We start from the raw sequence: 19,218 nt of genomic DNA on the forward strand, positions 1-19,218 counted from the left end.
ATTGGTTAATTTGGTCCTCCTTCGCTCTACCTTCGCTGCTGGCTTCGGTCGACGAGTAAAGCTTCGGCGGGTAAAGATTCGCTGATTCGTTAATTCGGGGAGCAACAACCGACAACTGACAACCGACAACCGACAACTGACAACCGACAACTGACAACTGACAACCGACAACCGACAACCGACAACCGACAACCGACAACCGAGAACTAAATTAAGTAATCCTCAGTAATAATTTCATCCTTCCCGATATCCTTCTTTAAAATCTTTCCCACTATTTTTTCTCTTTCCGTCCAACGAAATCCTATACCAGGAGAAAGCAAATGAAGATCAGATTCAGAGATTTTGTGACCGGAGGCAAGATGTTTTTTACTGGCCAGAGAGCGCTCCAATTTCTGCTTTACATCCTTTACTGCCGGTTGAACAAAGATATCTTCTGTACCTAAAGACATCTCCATAAGTCGAATATCCCTTACCATTCTCCGCACGCCATCTTTACCCAAAGAACCTTTCTGATCGGTTCCTTTGAGGCATCTATCTATGGTAATATGTTTTTCTATGATCTGAGCTCCTTTAGCCACTGCGGCAACCGGAACAGAGATCCCTATTGTGTGATCAGAGTAACCAATAATATATTCTTTATAGTTTTTTAGCAAATAATCAAGTGTGTTTAGATTTACATGCCGGGGATGTGTAGGATATTCAGAGACGCAGTGAAGAATAGAAATTTTGGAATGCTTCCCGGATATTACCTCCAGTGCTCTTTCCAGTTCCTTTTTTCCCGACATACCCGTTGAGATGATCATTGGGATTTTAGTCTCTGCCATCGCTTCTAACAAGGGTAAATTCGTCAAGTCTCTGGAAGCCACCTTTAGCCGGTCCGGTTCGAAATATTTTAGCAGCGAGAGACAGGAGGGAGCGCAAAGGGTTTCAACAAAATCAAGTTCTTTTTCTTTGGCATATTTATATAGCTCGAAATGCTGCTCTTCATCTAATTCAAGAGCTTTGCGATGTTCTCCGTAAGTTTTGCCGAAGGAATTTTCAGAATTATACGAACGCCGCATTTCGGCCGCAGAAAGTTCATGCTTTAGATCCCTTTTTGTCAGTTTTACGGCGTCCATACCTTTTAGTGACAACTCAAATAATTGTTCTCGCACGGGACTTGCAGCCAAATCAATGATCTGTTTAGCAATCTCCACAGAGCCATTATGATTCTGACCGATTTCCCCAATTATATATGTTGATGCTGGAGGTTTGATCATGTATAAGAGGAATATACGTTCATCATATGTTCGGATCTAAAGTCATATTTTTTCTGACAGAATTTAAAATGCTCCATAATTTCTATTAAATCACTCAAACTTTCCTCAGGAAAATTACCGAAATTATGTGGATGCCACCATAAATGGTAAATTTTGTTGTTCTTCGCAGCTTCTGACATCTCATCTTTTATTCTAATCACCTTTAAATTATTCAATACTCTATGTGGGGAATAAGGCCGGAACAACCTACTGGCTTTCTGTGCCATTAGTTCATTTTTGTCTTTAACTAAATCTGAATGTTTATATGCTTTATTCTTGGGTCCGATATAAGCGTCACCAGTCCTGAATATTTTATTTTTTAGCGAGTTATTGGTAGTATCTTTCCAGTACCAGTTCTTCGGATTGGACCGTACGTTAAGGATTCCTAACTCCCGGCAGACCTGTAAATATTCTTCATTGAACTGATTTCGGGGAAAGACGAGTGACTTCAAATCAATATTAAAATGTTTAGCCAGGGAAACAGATGTTTCCAGGTCATCTCTAAAAGCTCCAAGTGTTTGACCTTTTTCTAAGCAATAGTAATGACTGTAGGTGTGTGTTCCAATCTCCTGAAAAGGTGTTGCTGCAATTTTCCTTATCAGTTCAGGTGCAAAACACATCATCTCTGAATTGTCTGATTTCCTGAAGCTCTCTCCGAAATCATAGGCTGATAGTTTCCGGTCAGTATAGTCAGGTAGAATTTTAGGTTTATTATTTTCCCACTCAGCCCAGTCCTTATTAAATAACATACCAACTACTGCCCAGGTACAGGAGATTTCATAATTTTTAAAGATCTCCAGAATCTGCGGAATGACTAGTCTGGTACTCTTAAAATAACGCATTTTCTCTTCCGGTTTAACCTTATCAAAGATTCCCCACAATAATTCAAAATCAAGAGATATTACTAAAGCTCCGTTATTATTCATGTTATCGTTAATTCGAGATTCGTTAATTCGAGATTCGTTAATTCGTTAAACCGTTTATTTGAATGTCGGATTCTGACATTCTTCTCCTCTTCCCCCAATATTGAAGTCTCCTCGTCTCCCAGTTTCACAGTCTCCTAGTCCCCAAGTCCTAAACAACTTCCATCTGCTTAATTCTCCTGGATCTTAATTTTCGAAGCTTTAATATTTTATTATACTTCTTCTGGGCTAAAAAATAATAGATCACAAAGAAAATAAAATACATTACCATTGATTTTTGCCTGATAATAATACCCAAGTTAGACATTACAAAAGTCATGGCAAAAGAAGCACTTAAGAACACAACAAGACTCATCTTTACGGCAATAGGTGCCCTTCTAATAAATTTCAAAAAGCTTTTCTGAAGAATTTTCCCAAAAAGTAATAGATATATGAGATTTTCAATTGATACTATTAATCCCATAATTCCTGGAGCATCAATAAATAAGGGACGGAACCAGAAGGTAAAAAGCTTGAATGGTAAGCTGTATGAGGACATATCCACACCAGATCCTGATTTGCCAAGTTCTGCCGCCCGGTTTTCTGAAAAATCCTGGAAATCTGCTGCCAGATTTTCAGAATCTTCTAATCCTGCCACAGCTAATATTTGATCCTGAATTACAACTAATCCACCAACTAAACCGACATAAATCAGAATTTTTTTGCCCAGGGAAACTTTTTCCTGACCACTCATATAACCAAGAACTGTTCCTACTGCAACAAAAAGGAACATGTGAGGCCGAATAAAATATATAAGTGAAGAGCTTAAAACCATTAAAATGAAACGATTTTTAGGGTCTTTTAGAGCATAAGCGAACATCATCAATCCAAGGAAAATAGGTGCCCCTTTCCCCAAAGATGATGTCCAGTAATGCATGTTTGGAAGAAACAAGATCAAGATCAAAAAATCTATCTTTTTAAATACCTTGATTTTGACAGGAATATTCTCTCTAAAAAATAAATAGGCAAATAGAAATCCTAAGAATCCAATCCACATATAAAGAGCCATCATCATTTCATAGGTAAATCCAAGTCCGTTGATAAAAGGATAGGAAATAAAATCAATAAATGTTGTACTGGTACCGAAAAAATCTCCCCAGCTAAGAGACTCTGCTTGAGGTCGGTTAAAATAGGCTATAGAATCAGAAGGATTAAATTGGGCGTAAGTATAATACACTACCCCAATAAGAAGATGATACAAATAGAGTCGATTCATTAACTTCCGGGAAAAAAAAGGATGTTTTTTTTCAAAGAAATTAAATAAACCCTGGTTAACTAAGGCTAAAAAAATAATTAGAAGAATTGCCCCTATCATAGTTAAAACAATTCAAGATCACCTAACGAATAGTTCCATTTATCAAGGTCCAATAGATAACTGAAAGGTTTGTCTCTCAATTCAATATCTCTAATGGTCAAAACAGGACCAAAATTTCCTGACAATTTTAAGTTGCGGTTCCCACACCTCTCTTTTCCAAAAGACACAAATTGAACACCGAATTTTTTTATCCAGGCCTTCAATTGTAATTGCATCATCCTCAGACCAGTAGGAGAGGCTGAAAGGCACTCCACAATTCTTAATTCATAGAAATACTTATGTTTTTTTTTATAACCCGCCATATATACCTGAGAATCTTTGTACACCTCGTATCTCTGCATAGGATTATTTTCATATCTCCAGGATAAAAACTCAGCGGTCTTCGGAGTAAACAGCCGACCGTCTTCTATGTATTTATTCTGTATTTTTTCCATGAAGGTCTTCAGCTCCTTAGCATCGGCACGATCTTCAGTGGAATATACAAAAGAATCATGTTTAAATTTCCAGTGAATAAAACCGGTAGGAATAAGCTGTACCTGGATTTTTCCAACCTTTTGCCAGCCCATTTTAAGATATCCCGGTAGGCTTTGTGAATTAGGGGTATTAAAAACGAAATGATCACCCCGTTCTTTCCCGAGCTCCAAAGCCTTTAAAGTTAGTTTCTTAAATATTCCTTTACCTTGATGTTTAGGATGGGTAGCTGTATCTACCGCCCGGAAAGCGGAATAGATCTCATTTCCTTTTTGCCATTTCCATCGCATAAAAGCCCTTACTCCTGCGATTTCTCCTTCCTCTTCAGCTACCAGCACCAATGATTCTCCAAAAGGATTATCAATATGTTTATAACGCCAAACCTCTTCAGTTTTTTTAGAAGAAATTTCACCCAAGCTGGCTTTTAAAACCTTCAGGATTTGAGGAATATCATGATGAGTGGCTTCTCTTATCTTCATTTATTTATCCGGATTTTACTGATTTTGGCGGATTTCACGGATTTTGTGAAGCTACACCAAAATATAATTCATAATTTATAAGTCTCTTCCAACTTCCTGAACACTGATTACAATTTTCACAGTCCCCACCTCTTCAAGTCTTCTTGTCCCCCGGTCCTCAATTCTTGTTTTCCAAAATCTTCTTTTCTTGATTATGTTGTCACAAGATCCCTATATATACCTTCCAACTCGTCAACCATTCTCTTAAGGCTAAAATTGTTGACTACCCTCTCCCTGGCGGCTTTTTGGTATTTGCCCAGCTTTTCAGGATCATCTATTAAGGTTTGACAAAGGTCTGAAAGTTTTTCCCATTCTTCTACTTTACAGGTCAAACCATCTATTTCATTTCTTATCACCTCCTTTATTCCTCCTGCATCTGTAGAGACTACAGCACATTCCATGCTCATAGCTTCCAAAAGAGCAATGGGGAGACCCTCAAAAGAAGAACTCATCATGAAGATATCCATGGCCGAAAAGTATGGTTTCACATCGGTTTTGAGTCCCGGAAAGAAGACTCTCTTACTTAAACCTAATTTCTTCAGTTCTGTTTTTATTTCTCCTTCTAACGGTCCCGCGCCTACAATTATTCCATAAACATTTTCCTTTTGACTTTCAATTTCCTTAAAGACCTTCACCCATTCAACCAGTCGTTTCTGAAATCTGAAGACAGCAACATTTCCAATGACTGTTGCATTATCAGGAATACCAAGTTCGCGTCGGATATTTGAATCTTCCGCTCTTTGAAATGAAGAGGTATTAACACCATTCAAAAGGGTTTCAACAGGAATACTGGGTCGAATATTGTTTTTTATAGAGGTTGTCACGTCCCCGGACACACCCAGACCAAGACTTTGAGAATTGAAGGTGAGCTTGTTTATAATTTTCGTAATGGGATGATATCTTTCCTGTAAATTATGTTCGGAATAGACCACAGGGATCTTTGTAAGGCGAAAAATCACTCTGCCAAGAAATCCCGCCCAGGGAAGGTGACAATGAATTACATCTATTTCCTTTTCCTTGCAGTAATGAATTACTGCATTATACCTGGAAATGATCTTAATATTATTATTAGACCCGAAACAACTGACTCTACCTCCACTTTCTAATATTGCACTCACCATTTGGTCTTTCCAGGGAAGAAAGTAGATATAGTGGAATTCTAACTTATTTTGATCATGAAGCTTCAATGTCTCCGGAAGCAACATTTCTGCCCCGCCTCTTCCTAAAGATTTGATTATATTAAGAACCTTTATTTTCTTCATTTGTCACAATTCTTTGCTCCCAAGATTTTTTCATAAAAACTGAGAAAATCCCGGGCAATTTTTTTATTCATATAGTCTCTATTGACCATTTCTTTTGCATTTTTTATCATTAGGTGATCAGGTGATCTTAAGCTTTGATCAACTGCCTTAACGAATTCCTTTTCATTTCCTGGATCAATTAAATATCCGTTCCCGTCGTTGAGAATTTCGGATATTCCTCCTACATCATAAGCAACTACGGGGGTTTCCATAAACATTGCCTCTAAAATAACACCCGGAAGTCCTTCTATTATACTTGGTAAAATGAGAACATCAGCTGCCTTTATCAATGGTAGAGGATTTGAAATAAACCCATAAAAAGTGATTTTAGAGGTCAAGCCATTCTCATGCACTTTTTGAATAATCGTATTTTTTAAAGGTCCATCTCCTATTAGATGAAGATGAACATTAGAATTTTTTTCCAGTAGCCTACAGAAGATATTTAGAACTCCCTGGTGATTTTTTTCAAAAGTGAAACCTCCTACATGTATAATATTTTTTGTTTTCCCGGACTCTAAGCTAACATCAGATAACTCCTTTTTCTCGAGACCAATAGGGATCACTTCCAGCTCTGTTCTTTCAAGAAACGGAAAATTATAAAGTATGTCTTGTTGGGAAGCCCGGGAAACCGAAGCCACAGCATCTACGTTTCTATAAAGAAATCCATTGAATTTCTTCTGAAACATACCTTTTAAATATTTCCCAATCTGGCTCGCATTTCTAGAAACTATTATTCCTTTCCAACCAAAGATCTTTTTAGAAAGAATGAGATATTTTAAGGTATCTCCTGCGTTAGCCTGAATAATATCCGGATTAAAGGAATTGACGATTTCACTTATTTCTTTCCAGGCCTGGATGTCTATAAACCTTATTCGTGAAGAGGCACCTAAAACCTTAATTTCTCCTTTAAAAGAAAGAATTGCATCACCGGGAAAAAGAGCCAACATCCTTACCTCATGCCCATATTCTATCAAATGATTAGAAAGTTGAGAAGCAAAAGTTTCTGCCCCACGGTTTTGAACTCTCTGGATTACCTGGAGAATTTTCATCTTACAATATTCCTTCTAAGTCCCCTAATGAAATCACGAGATTATCGGGTGCTGAAAAATTATTCTCTTTTAATACGATAAGAGCTTTTCGGTGTTTCAGTTTTAATAAAAACTTCAGGTTCTGTGTTACAAGGTTTTCCAGGAAGTAGACGAAAAAGTTTTTTTCCGCCTTGCATACCGAAGACATTACCTCCTGAATTAAAAAAGGATCTCCCAGGAAGTCACACAACACTAGAGAATTTACTCCTTTTAATTTTTCATGTCGGTACACAATTATATTAGAGGAGCCATTTTTGTCATATTGTTTTATTCTATATCTCTTATCCTGATATCTCCATTTTACAAAAGAGAGGGTATTGCCAACATGGTAATATTCACCCTGTGAGAGTGGCACTTCTTCATCGACAGAGTTTTTTTCCTTTACATCAGAAAGAACATTTTTGTCCCCTCCTGAAGGCATAAGAATACCCCAATAGTAATAATTTGAATTTTTTGGTTCAACATATCCTATCTTCAGATGCTCCTTAAAACTGGCTTCATTAGGATTGGCAAGAAAAAAGTCATAGCCCCCTTCATATTTTCCAATGCAAAACTGCATTAGCTTTTTAAAAATTCCTTTTCCTCTGTACGCGTTATCTGTACAACCATCAAAGGTTCTCATCCCCTTTATTCTTTCTCCTTTTGAATTTACAAAATCATATCGCGTGGCGAAAACTACGGCAACAACTTTATCTCCATCAACAGCGACCGTTGAAACGGAGGTGCCAAAGTAGTTTTGTTCATGCTTCCATTTAAGTGTGTCCAGAGTAAATTCAGGACGCAAATTCTCCTGAATCAATTTTACAACCTGTTCCCTATCACGTTCGTAATTAATTTCTCTGAACTCTACTTCTGCTTTTTTTTCCATGAAATTTTATTTTATTTCCTCTGAAGTTTTGTTACCAATGTTTGTCATTAGCCTTTTTCTTTCTGTATAGAAAAGAATGAAGCCCGGAGGCCTTCGCTTTTAATTCATCCACCTCCATGTCTGCATTTGTTCTTATTCTCGAAATTCGAAGAGGATCCATATCTTTAGAATTCAGTTTATGATCAAATAAAAAGGCGAGTTTTATTCCTTTTTCAATCAGGATCTTTTCGGCAGTCTTATCATAGTTTCCATTGGGATATGCAAAAATTTCATAACCTGTAAATCCCTCCCCCTCAAAAAAACTTTTTGTCTTTTCCAATTCGTGTCTTAATTCATCAGCTGTACACCTGTCAAACATAGGATGACTATGGGAGTGATTGCCAATAAAAATTCCATTATCTCTCAAATTTTGAAGATCAAAAGTAGTTAACTGAAGACGGGAAACTCTTGTAAAATCCTCTAGAGCTTTTAGTCTATCCTTGTTCTCTATTATTTTAAGGTAATTAAGCTCATCTTTAACTTCAGAAAGGGACTTTCCTTCCTGAGATCTCTGATGTATAACCAGGTTCCACCAAAAATTCTCATTGGTATTAATAAGGCCGGTTATAACAAAAAGTACGGCAGGACAATCATGTTTTTTTAACAAGGGAAATCCATTTTCAAGCACACTAATATCTCCGTCATCAAAAGTGAGTAATAAGGAAGAATTGGGTAAAGGAACTTTTGTGGTGAGATGGTCGATTACCTGATGTATGGAAATAATATTATATTTTTTCTTTAAATAACGAAGTTGTGCTTCAAACCGGACAGGATCTACCACATCATGATAAGCCAGAACCCTTAATTTTCTCCGGAAGAAAAAATTCGGAATAAAAACAAAAAAACTTAGTATTTTGTAATAAACACTGCGCATACAACAGTCATAAAGATTTAATCTTGAACACTATTTTTTCTCCATAATTTATTTTTCATAGGAGATAAAGAAATGAAGTAACGGCCTAACATTTTGACATTTCCAGGGTTTAATAACCAGGCTTTAAAAAACAATCTTTTGGCTTTTGCTGTTTTTCCAAGTCTGGCTGCACTAACAGCTGCCACTCCCAAATAGTTGGCATAAACCGTCTTATGCTTCTTAAAAACAGTTTTGTGTTTATTTAAAACATATACAGCTCCGCTAAGTAAAGCTTCATCATCAGTCCTGATTTTAGCATCTTGATGAACATGGACTTTTATCAAAGGAACACTTAAATTATAGATCTTAATTTTCTTATTTTCCAGTAATTCCAAGAGCCTAATCGCCATTTCCGAATGTTGACCCGCCCGTACCTCTTCGTCATACCCTCCAATTTGTTCAAATAGGTATTTTTTCATGAGGAAAACACCACCATTAGTAAATCTCCCGGTCCTGTTATAATACAATTCTCCCATTTCGTAAGGTAGATGCTCCTTCTGCGGCTCACCCTTGTAATTATAATACTGGAATCCACAACACATAACTTCAGCTCCCTGAGTAATTAACCCAATAAACGATTCAAGCCACTCCGGTTCTGCTTCATCATCGCTGTCTAAAAATGTAATATACTCTCCCGTCGATTTTTCTACTCCTACATTCCGCGAATGAGTAGCTCCCCTTTTTTGTTTTTTAAAATATCTTATTCTAATATCTCCTAAATATTCAGTTACAATATCCTGAGTGTTATCAGTGGAACCATCATCTATTATTAATAGCTCCCACTTTTCAAAAGTTTGTTTTAATACACTATTAATACAACGGGCTATAAAATTTGCCCGATTATATGTTGGAATAACAATAGATATCATGTTTGAGGGGATTTTAATGGGTTTCGTCTAAACTAATCCCCCACTTAAATCAATAGAAGATCCTGTCAAGTAACTCGTTGACCTTAAGAATTGAACAGTGTTCAAAATATCTACTGGCTCACAAAGTTTGCCTGCAGGAATTTGCGCAAGTATTTGATTTTTAAATTCTTCGGGCACCGTTTTGATCATACCCAATTCTGAATATCCCAGATTCACATTATTTATAGTCACATTTAAGGCTGCATTTTCTATAGCAATCGATTTTGAAAGCCCCCAAAGAGCAGACTTAGATGCTGAATATGCACTCACCCCGGGAGTAGGTTTTACTGCAACAACAGAAGAAAAATTAATAATTCGGCCAAATTTTTGTTGCCTCATAACAGGCAGTAATGCTCTAATGAAATTATAAGTCCCAAAAAGATTCGTTTCAATTACCTTTTGCCATTTCGCAGGATCGCTTTTATGAGCAAAGGAATTGTAAGAAATACCCGCACAATTTATAAGAGTTATATCATTGAGATCTCCGGAGTTTTCATCCATAAATTTTTCTATTTGTTCAAAATCCCCTACATCCAATTTAATGTATTTTTCTGCATTCTCAGATGGTTCAGAATTTAGATATGTACCAATCACTTTTTCCTCTGTGTGATAAGAATCAAAAAGAAATTTTCCAATGCCTCGTGAGGCTCCAGTAATAATAATCATAAAAAGTTTTTATCAGTTAGTGAATTATGCCCATTTTATAAGAGATGCTCCATATGTCCAACCACTTCCTACGGCTGCAAATAAGATTAAATCTCCTTCTTTTATTTTACCTGCGCGATTTACTTCATCAAGAAGAATAGGTATGGTCCCGCCTGATGTGTTCGCATATCTATCCATATTGGTCATCACTTTTTCAAAGGGTAGGCCTATTACTTCTGCTGTCTTTTCCAGGATCTTTATGCTCGGTTGGTGTGGGATCATAAGATCAATATCTTCAATACTCAGGCCTGTATCCTCTAAGACCTGATTTATAGCCTTAGGTAAAACCACAGTTCCTGTATTATAAACTTCTTTTCCATTCATTCTAAAGTAATGAAGTCCTTCTTTAATTGTCTCATTACTCGCAGGAAATTCAGATCCTCCTCCGGGTATAGTAAAGTGTTCTTTCCCTCTTCCATCTGAATACAAACGGCTGGCCAGAAAACCTCCATTCACATTGGAATGAGAGATAACAGCTGCCCCGGCGCCGTCCCCAAAAAAGACAGCATCCCTGCGTTTCCAATCCACAATTTTAGAGAATGTATCTGCACCTATTACCAGCACATTATCATAAACACCACTGGCGACATATTGAGATGCGACAGACATTCCAAACAAAAATCCGCTGCAAACAGCAGCAAGATCAAACGCCACGGCATTATAGGCTTGAAGTTTATCTTGAACAATACAGGCCGTAGAAGGGGCTAGTCTATCCGGTGTTGATGTGGCTACTATAATAAGATCGATATGATCCTTGTCGAGACCGGCATTTTCTATAGCTCTTTTTCCTGCTTCATATGCCAAATCGCTGGTAACTTCTTTATTATGAGCTATTCTTCTTTCTTTTATTCCCAGGGTTTCTTCAATCCATTTGGAAGAAGTAGGCACAAGAGTTTCAAGGTATTCATTTGTGTAAATTTTTTCAGGAACATACGATCCTGTCCCAATTATCTTTACATTTCTTACAATCTGTTTCATTAGCAACCTATGTTTATGAATTAATTATATTAATTCTTTAATTATTGAATTATTGTCTTTTATTAAATCAAAATAAACGCTTTCGTGTAAAGATGATATTTTCGAAAGATCGTAATTCTGGGTCGCAAAATCACGGGCTCTTTCAGCTTTATCCTGTAATCTCTCAAAATTATCCAGAGCAGAAACCATTTGATTCGCCAACCCACCGGTATTTCCGGTTTTATAAAATAGTCCACAGTCTGAAGGCAAACATTCCCTGTTTTCAGGAATATCTGAAGAAATTATTAATTTTCCCGCCATCATTGCCTCTATTAATGCCCCAGGCATGCCTTCAAGATGAGAAGGGAAAACAAATATTTTTGCAACTGAAAGTAATAATGGTATATCAGTCCGTTGTCCCAAAAGTAAGACTCTATCTGTGATTTTCAAATTTTTAATCTCCTCCTCAAGGAGTTCCTGGCAATCCCCCTCTCCTACTAACCACAAAACTGTATCTGGATATTGAGGAGCCACCTTTGAAAAACCTCTAATGAGATCCAGCTGTGCTTTTGTTTTTATCAGGCGGCCGACATTAAGGATAATATCTTTTCCTTGCACGCCCATTTCCCGTTTAAAATCCTCCGATTCTTTTTCCGGAATATCATAAAGAACAGTGTTTCGTCCTCTAGGAATAACAACTACTTTCTCTTCAGGAATTCCGAGTGCCTTAATATTGTCCTTTTTTATACTCTTCGAATTTGATATGAAGAGATCCACAATGGGAGCAGAATTTTTATCTTTTAATTCTACCCACTTTAGCTTTAGCCGCCTTAAAAAAGACATCCTTCTATACCTGTCTTTTCCATAAGTATTACTAACAAAACTGTTTATCAATTTGATATTATTAAACTCTTTTTTTAATAACCGTGCAAGATGGTCAGACCAGTGAAGAGTAGAGTGGATAATGCTGGGCTGAACTTCCACAACGATTGGCCTAATCTTATCCAACGTCCCCTTTATATCTTTCTTGTCTCTAATATTTAAAGAATAAACCTGAATACCATTTTGTACTAAATAGGGTTTATGATCAATAATATCATGAAGATGAATTATTACAGGTTTTACTTTAGAAAACCGACTCGTAATTTCAGTTATACTGGTTTCAGCACCACCCAATCCTAATCCATCAATAAGAAACAAAACTGTCATTTTTTTATTCATTTTATTAAAAATAGATCCGGTTTGTCAAATCTTTAACATAGCCTTTTTTTCTAATTATTTTTTCCAAAATTTGTCTCTCAATTTGGGCATTAGTGATATAATTAACCTCATATAAGCCTTAAGACTATTAGGTCTTATTTGTAGTGCTTTAAAAAAAAGTGAAGATGCTTTTTTATATCTTTTTGTGCGCACTGCAGAAACTCCTGCTACTGACAGATAATCGAAATGATTTTTACTATTCCCCTTTAAAAGCTCTGTATGCTTTAGAAAGAACCTCTTACTACCCTGATAAATTGCCTCCTGGTTATGACGAATACGCGCTCCATCATGCAAATGAATTTTAACCAAAGGCAAAAATATATTAGAAATTTTTGGTTTCTCTGGATTTTGCAGTAGGCGTAGAAGCAGGTCTGTATGATGACCGGAGGCTAATTCCTGATCATACCCCCCACACTTTTCGAAAATTTCTTTTTTAATTAAGATCGAACCCGCCAGGAAGCTTGCTGTGACATTATCGAACATTGCTCCCAGATCCTTGGGAAGATCCACTCCTATACTTTTCCCGTTATGATCAAATTTTTCATATCCGCAACATACCAGATCACTACCTTTTCCCTGTACCTCTTCACTCAATTTTTCCAGCCATTGCTCCTTTACTTCATCATCACTGTCTAAAAAAATAACATAATCTCCGGCAGCGACTTCACTTCCTCTATTTCGTTTATCGGCAGCACCAGAGTTCTTGGTGAAATAATACTTTATCCTGGAGTCTTTAAAATCATTTACAACAGCTTGTGTGTCATCTGTGGAGCCGTCGTCCATTATAACCAGTTCCCAATTTCTGAAACTTTGTTTTAGAACGCTGTTAATCATTCTTGAGAGAAGAGCAGCTCGGTTATGTGTTGGTGTTATAATGGAAATCATTTAGATAATAATTCATTGTAAATTTTTAATAATCGAAAGCCTAAAACTTTTGAATCAAAATTTTTCACTACATAGTTTCTTCCTTTTTTTCCGAGTTGCAAAGCAAGTGCTGGATCATCAATTAATTTTTTTATTATTCGAGCAAAAGCATCAATATCACCTTCGGGCAGAATGAAGCCGGTTTCTAAATCAATGAGTCCATATCTCATCCCACCGGCATTACTTACAATCACTGGTAATCCTATAGCTTGGGCTTCCTGAATGACTAATCCCTGAGTTTCTGCTCTCCCTTTCTCATCAGTAATTCCGGGTAAAACAAAAATTTTTGCATTACGCATTTCCGAAATTACATCATCTTGATTTAATGATCCTTTTAATTTTATATAAGATTCCAATTGATAGGCTTTAATCAGTTCTCGAACTTTTGGTTCTTCTGGACCACTGCCGATTAAAACAAAGGTTATATTCAGAATTTTCTCATAATTAACCAGAATATTAGCGATTTCGATAACTGCCGTAGGAGCTTTAACTGGTATGAATCTGCCACAAAACAGAATCACAGTATTCTGTTGATTTAATTTGGCTCCTGAAGAAGGATGGAAATAATTGGTATCTAGAGAAACCGGAAGAAGCTGTATATTTTTATAATCTCTTCGTATTTTTTGTAAAAGAGAAATTCCATATTCATTATTGGTAGTAATCATTATGTTTTCATCAAACAACCGCTTATAACGAATTTTGTTCTTTTTTAAAAAAGAAGTTTTCATATCATGACCATGGAAAGTTGTTAAAAGTTTAGAGTTTCGTAACCAAGGAAAATCTTTTAATTCAAAATAAATTTCAGAATTAAAACCATAATGTGCGTGAATAATATCAAATTCCAGCTTAAATTTTGATACTGCTAACATTTTGTGAAAAATCCTTAAATTTAATGCCTGCTTTTTATATCTGTTAATTTTTAATGTTTGAAGATATAATAATTTGGTTTTGAGATTAGCTTTAAAAAAAAGACATAAAAAGTGCATTAGTCTTTTCTTAAACGGAAAAACATTAATAAATTCCGTTTTTTCCATTAGCTTATATTCTAAAATTTTAGGATGTGAATCTATATTATTTTTTTTCAAAGATAAAATCCTAATTGTATGACCAGAATCAATTAAGAAAATTATTTGATTTATTATAAAGGTTTCAGAAATCGTTGGAAAGCTTGAAACAATAAATAAAATATTTAATTTATGATTCATAACATTTAAAACATTTTGAATTTATCGTAGGTCAATTCTTGACAATTTGGGAAAGGGAAGCAGTATGGTTTAATTATCATTCAAAAAAATTCCGATTTTACTCCACGTATTGAATTAGTTATCTCGCGTCCATATTAAAACTTCGTTACTGAACTCATGAACTAATGTCAAGTCAGGAATTTGATCCTGAGCATTATTTAAGATATATTCTACATCTGCATTATTAAGATCCTCAAGACTTTTTACCAAAAACCCATTTCCATACAAACGATAAAATTCATCTACCTTTTCATCAAAACTTATTGCCAAATAAGGAATACCTAATCCATAAGCAATAATAGCCCCATGTAATCTAGTAGTTACAATTAGTTTTGATTTTAAGTATTTATCTAATATCCGATTCATTCCACAAAATTGATACTGAATATTATCCGTAAACATAAAATCTACATTATCCACCAAAAATTTATTAACTATATTTTTTTCTTTTTGATTTAACAATTCTTCATGCGAGCTATAAAGAACACCTTTAGGTTTTTGGCGATTATTTTGTACACCATCTACATAACTAATTGTAGGACATTGGGAAATATGAATATTGGGTAAGTCGACATAATCTGCAGATAAGTCATCTCTTAAATTAATTAAATCACATTTTCTCAGTGCAGTCTTTAATACTTTATTATTTACACTTGCTTTTAGGCTCCGATCCTTAGGAAAAATTCCTCCCACACCCCACACAATTGCAGGAATCTTACATTCTCGTGTAAAATCTTTCCAAAAATTTTCAAAACTTAAATGAAATAATCCTGCCCCGCCAATAATTACTTTTTCATAATTTGTATTAACAAAATCCCAATCAACCTGTTGGTGAGCACACCAAACATCATATTCTTGATTAAGGAGTTTTTGGATTCCCAGAACAGGTGTATAGTTTCCAATATTATTATTTGAGCTATAAAAATTTAAAATTTTACTCTTTGCAAATCTAGTATTGACTCTTTTTTTAGAAAGATCTCGAAATTTAATCCTCTCGTCATATGGGATCAATGACTTAATTTTGTTTTTAATCCGGTTTTGTATCATATTCAATAAGAGATTTACGTTACTTTTATTATATTTAATATTTTTAAAATTTTACTTTTAAAATATTGGGGGGTTTAACATTAAAACTTTGCATTAAAACAATTAAAACATATTAAATATCTTGCAGTTTAACTAGGTTTCTAAAATAAGAGGAATCATTAATCAATTCATTGAAACTATTGATATTACTTATCTGTCCATTATCCATAATTATTATCTTATCGGCATTCTTAATAGTCGAAATTCGATGAGCGACTATCAACATTGTGTATTTGCCTTTTAAATTATCGATGTTGTCTTTAATGTTTCTTTCTGTTTCGGAATCAAGTGCGGATGTAGCCTCATCTAAAATTAAAACTTCAATGTCTTTATATAATTCCCTAGCAATTGAAATACGTTGTTTTTGCCCCCCACTTAAATTCACACCATTATTTCCTAATATAGTATTTTCTTTTTCAGGCAGTTCATTAACAAAATCATAAATTGAGGCTTGTTTTAAAGCCTTCCAAAATTTTTCCCTATTATTAGGAGTATTTTCACTCCAAAAACTAACATTATTGTAGATGGTATCATTAAAGATTACGGCATCCTGAGTGATATAACCAAACTTAGTCTGTAAATTATTAAGATTAAGTGTTTCAATATTTTTACCATTTAATTTATAATTACCGCTGTCTATAGGGAGTAAGCCTGATAATATATTCACAATTGTCGTTTTTCCACTCCCGCTTTCTCCCACAAAAGCAACAGTTTCATTTCTAACAATATCCAGAGAAATATTTTTCAAAATGTGGGTATTATTATAAAAAAAGTTAACTTTTGATAATTCCATTCTTTTTATGGATTCATCGAAAATTTTAGGACCTTTAACCTCCTTATTGGATTCTAATTCCTCTCCAAACAGAGCCATATTCTCCAAAGAACCGGAAACAGCTAAAAATTTATTCCACCTAACTTGCATCTGCATTAAATAACCCAAGGCCCTATAAAAGAAAATTAAACTTATTAAGATGGGTCCTAAATCTGAATTAAAGTAGATGGTTTGAATAAAAATAACAGTAATTACTACAATTATAAGTATTGGTTCTCTTCCTGCTTCAAGTAAAGCTTCCAGTTTACCTATCTTTTTATTACTTATTTCAATTTTTTCAGCTGATTTGTTAAGTTTTTTTTCATATTTATTTAAATATCCTGTAGCTTTAAGATATTTATAATTTGAAACGTTTTGTATTATTAAACTTTGGAATATACTATTTTCACCAGTGAGGGTACGAGAAAATGATTTCGTATTTTTATATAAGGATTTGTAAAGAAAATTTGTTAATACTCCTCCTATTGACACTAATATTGCAAATTGGGAATCAATAGTGAACGCAAATGCCATATAAACAAAAACAAGAATGCCATATTGAAAAGCCGTAAAATAATTTATAAAGGCCAGAGAAACTTTATTGACTTCACCTGTTAAAGTATTTTGAATTCTTCCAATATCGGAGGTTACAAAATATTTGTATGCTAATCGATTTAATCCCCGTATATTCTTAATTCTTAATTTTTTAATGAATCCCTGTTGTACATTTACTTTATAAACTCCTCCGATATATTGAATAACTCCTTTAACTAAAAAGAAAAATGCCATAAATAGTAAAACTGAAAAAATGGTCAAATTAAGACCTATTCCTTCAATAAAATCTACCAAAAAACCTAGCCTCCCTAAACTTTCAGGATCAATCTCCGTTGAATCATTTATCATCTGTAACAGTGGTAAAAACATGGTAAGACCTAACCCGTCCAAAATTCCAATTAATAGACTAAATACCACCACAACGAATATTCTATACTCTAAGTAAGAATAGAAATATGCAAAACTTTCAAAGTGTTTTTTAATAAGTATTTTTATGATTTTCATATAAATAGGAGATTTAAGCTTTTATCAAACTACTTGAGTACTTCAATAAAATATTCGTAGCCTTTGAAACACTGCCTTTTTTAAAATATAATACTCCCAACATTTTTAAATGATTTTGAAAATCTCTTCTATAGAATTCGGCCAAGGTCGAATCACCTTTTAAGTCATAAAACTTGCTCATCTTCTCTAATGTCCTGGATTTTTCTTCCAGTTTTTTCTGACGAACAGTTTTACTCCAAATTCCCCCTGAATGAACCCGATATACTGCATCACCTATATTTTCTAAAAATTTTCCCTGGCCAAAATGTCCTAAAAGACTTATGAGTAATTTATCACCATTTGTTACCATAGGTACATAAGGAAGCTCGTCCTGAATGCAATTACGAAAGCACAATGTCAAGGTTAAAAGAGGTGCACCTTGCTTTAATTCAGTTTGAGACATATCTCTTCTGTAGAGCTCGGGCATTTTCTTTTGTTGAATAACCACCCCTAATTCATCTACTATAGTGGCATCGTGATATGTAACTACATATTTCTGATTCTCATCTAAAAAATTAACTTGCCTTTGAAGTTTATGTGGATCTGCCCAAAAATCATCACCTTCACACAAGGCAACATATTCACCCCTGGCCATCCTTAAAGCATGGACGAAATTCTGCATGGCCCCTATATTCTCCGAATGCCGGATATATTTAAATTGGATTGGATGATTTCTGTTCTCTTGAATGATCGTTTTTATTATGGAATCGGTTGCGTCTGGGGAACAATCGTTTGCAATAATGAATTCTAATTCAAACTCACATTGCTGCTCTAATACACCATTAACGGCATCCCTTATAAAAAGTTCATGCCCGTAGGTAATCATTACAACACTAACTTTAGGTTGATTTTCAGGTTCTTCAGCCATATAGGGGTATTATACTGTTTTTTTGTATTCGATTTCTAAATCATATAATTTTGACTCCCTTTTTTTAACCACTTTGGCCGGTATCCCTGAAGCTATGGAATGAGTGGGAAGACTTCTATTTACTAATGAAAAAGCTCCAACCGCCGTCCCCTTACCTATTATAACCCCTGGAAGGACTACACACATTGCCCCGAGCAGTGAATGCTCTTTTAAAACCACCTCACGACTGTCTACATTCCTAAATTTATCAGGTACCGAAGGACCCGTTAAATAATTTCCTGAATAATCATCAGAGCTGGAATAAATTGCACATTTGGAGCTAATGCCTGCGAAATCGCATATTTCAATTCGCTCCTTTCCTATCAAAGAGACATAACATGCTATATGAACATTATTTCCAATATAAATCCCTCCCGTTCCTGCAGATAAAATACAGAAATCATCGATTCGGACATTTGATCCTAAACTTATTTCACTTGCATTGTAAACAGAGCATTTATCGGAAACAAGAACATTTTCTCCGATTGATTTAAAACCAAGTTTTTCAATTTCTTTTTTGGATAAAAAGGCCATACATCATTCAT

18 protein-coding genes are annotated in these 19,218 nt (G+C 35.0%); all 18 read right to left on the reverse strand.

What is annotated here, in order from left to right; all coding sequences use genetic code 11:
* Positions 1 to 206 precede the first annotated feature (206 nt).
* Complete coding sequence (locus HC175_RS10930) at positions 207 to 1,259, reverse strand: N-acetylneuraminate synthase family protein (RefSeq protein ID WP_168138525.1); 1,053 nt, start codon at positions 1,257 to 1,259, stop codon at positions 207 to 209.
* Positions 1,256 to 2,224: a polysaccharide deacetylase family protein gene (locus tag HC175_RS10935; RefSeq protein WP_168138526.1), complete on the reverse strand. Its 969-nt coding sequence runs from the start codon at positions 2,222 to 2,224 to the stop codon at positions 1,256 to 1,258. Before HC175_RS10935 ends, HC175_RS10930 begins: the two co-directional genes overlap by 4 nt.
* A 148-nt stretch (positions 2,225 to 2,372) precedes the next feature.
* Complete coding sequence (locus HC175_RS10940; protein ID WP_168138527.1) at positions 2,373 to 3,575, reverse strand: hypothetical protein; 1,203 nt, start codon at positions 3,573 to 3,575, stop codon at positions 2,373 to 2,375.
* 2 nt (positions 3,576 to 3,577) lie between these two features.
* A complete protein-coding gene (locus tag HC175_RS10945; protein ID WP_168138528.1) occupies positions 3,578 to 4,525 on the reverse strand; it encodes a GNAT family N-acetyltransferase in 948 nt (315 codons plus the stop codon).
* Between the two features lie 191 nt (positions 4,526 to 4,716).
* Entirely contained in the window at positions 4,717 to 5,826 is a 1,110-nt protein-coding gene (locus HC175_RS10950) for a glycosyltransferase (protein WP_168138529.1), read from the reverse strand.
* Positions 5,823 to 6,914 (reverse strand): glycosyltransferase, encoded by a 1,092-nt coding sequence (locus tag HC175_RS10955; protein ID WP_168138530.1) that lies wholly within the window; start codon positions 6,912 to 6,914, stop codon positions 5,823 to 5,825. Before HC175_RS10955 ends, HC175_RS10950 begins: the two co-directional genes overlap by 4 nt.
* A gap of 1 nt (position 6,915) precedes the next feature.
* A complete protein-coding gene (locus tag HC175_RS10960; protein ID WP_168138531.1) occupies positions 6,916 to 7,821 on the reverse strand; it encodes a GNAT family N-acetyltransferase in 906 nt (301 codons plus the stop codon).
* Positions 7,822 to 7,852: 31 nt separating this feature from the next.
* Positions 7,853 to 8,641: a polysaccharide deacetylase family protein gene (locus HC175_RS10965; protein WP_168138532.1), complete on the reverse strand. Its 789-nt coding sequence runs from the start codon at positions 8,639 to 8,641 to the stop codon at positions 7,853 to 7,855.
* 110 nt (positions 8,642 to 8,751) lie between these two features.
* Positions 8,752 to 9,642, reverse strand: a complete 891-nt coding sequence (locus HC175_RS10970) for a glycosyltransferase family 2 protein (protein ID WP_168138533.1) — start codon at positions 9,640 to 9,642, stop codon at positions 8,752 to 8,754.
* A 27-nt stretch (positions 9,643 to 9,669) separates the two neighbouring features.
* Positions 9,670 to 10,347 carry an SDR family NAD(P)-dependent oxidoreductase gene (locus HC175_RS10975; RefSeq protein WP_168138534.1) on the reverse strand — a complete coding sequence of 226 codons (678 nt, stop codon included), beginning with the start codon at positions 10,345 to 10,347 and terminating at the stop codon, positions 9,670 to 9,672.
* A 24-nt stretch (positions 10,348 to 10,371) separates the two neighbouring features.
* The gene (locus HC175_RS10980) at positions 10,372 to 11,364 is read right to left on the reverse strand and encodes a 3-oxoacyl-ACP synthase III family protein (RefSeq protein WP_168138535.1); all 993 of its coding nucleotides are present in this window, start codon (positions 11,362 to 11,364) and stop codon (positions 10,372 to 10,374) included.
* Positions 11,365 to 11,388: 24 nt separating this feature from the next.
* Complete coding sequence (locus HC175_RS10985; RefSeq protein WP_168138536.1) at positions 11,389 to 12,564, reverse strand: glycosyltransferase; 1,176 nt, start codon at positions 12,562 to 12,564, stop codon at positions 11,389 to 11,391.
* Between the two features lie 54 nt (positions 12,565 to 12,618).
* Positions 12,619 to 13,488 carry a glycosyltransferase family 2 protein gene (locus HC175_RS10990; protein ID WP_168138537.1) on the reverse strand — a complete coding sequence of 290 codons (870 nt, stop codon included), beginning with the start codon at positions 13,486 to 13,488 and terminating at the stop codon, positions 12,619 to 12,621.
* Positions 13,485 to 14,732 carry a glycosyltransferase gene (locus tag HC175_RS10995; protein WP_168138538.1) on the reverse strand — a complete coding sequence of 416 codons (1,248 nt, stop codon included), beginning with the start codon at positions 14,730 to 14,732 and terminating at the stop codon, positions 13,485 to 13,487. Before HC175_RS10995 ends, HC175_RS10990 begins: the two co-directional genes overlap by 4 nt.
* A gap of 114 nt (positions 14,733 to 14,846) precedes the next feature.
* The gene (locus HC175_RS11000; protein ID WP_168138539.1) at positions 14,847 to 15,782 is read right to left on the reverse strand and encodes a polysaccharide pyruvyl transferase family protein; all 936 of its coding nucleotides are present in this window, start codon (positions 15,780 to 15,782) and stop codon (positions 14,847 to 14,849) included.
* 148 nt (positions 15,783 to 15,930) lie between these two features.
* Entirely contained in the window at positions 15,931 to 17,727 is a 1,797-nt protein-coding gene (locus HC175_RS11005; RefSeq protein ID WP_168138540.1) for an ABC transporter ATP-binding protein, read from the reverse strand.
* A 13-nt stretch (positions 17,728 to 17,740) separates the two neighbouring features.
* Positions 17,741 to 18,634 carry a glycosyltransferase gene (locus tag HC175_RS11010; RefSeq protein WP_168138541.1) on the reverse strand — a complete coding sequence of 298 codons (894 nt, stop codon included), beginning with the start codon at positions 18,632 to 18,634 and terminating at the stop codon, positions 17,741 to 17,743.
* 9 nt (positions 18,635 to 18,643) lie between these two features.
* The gene (locus HC175_RS11015; RefSeq protein WP_168138542.1) at positions 18,644 to 19,207 is read right to left on the reverse strand and encodes an acyltransferase; all 564 of its coding nucleotides are present in this window, start codon (positions 19,205 to 19,207) and stop codon (positions 18,644 to 18,646) included.
* Positions 19,208 to 19,218 lie beyond the last annotated feature (11 nt).

It is taken from the genome of Salinimicrobium oceani, from assembly GCF_012037645.1.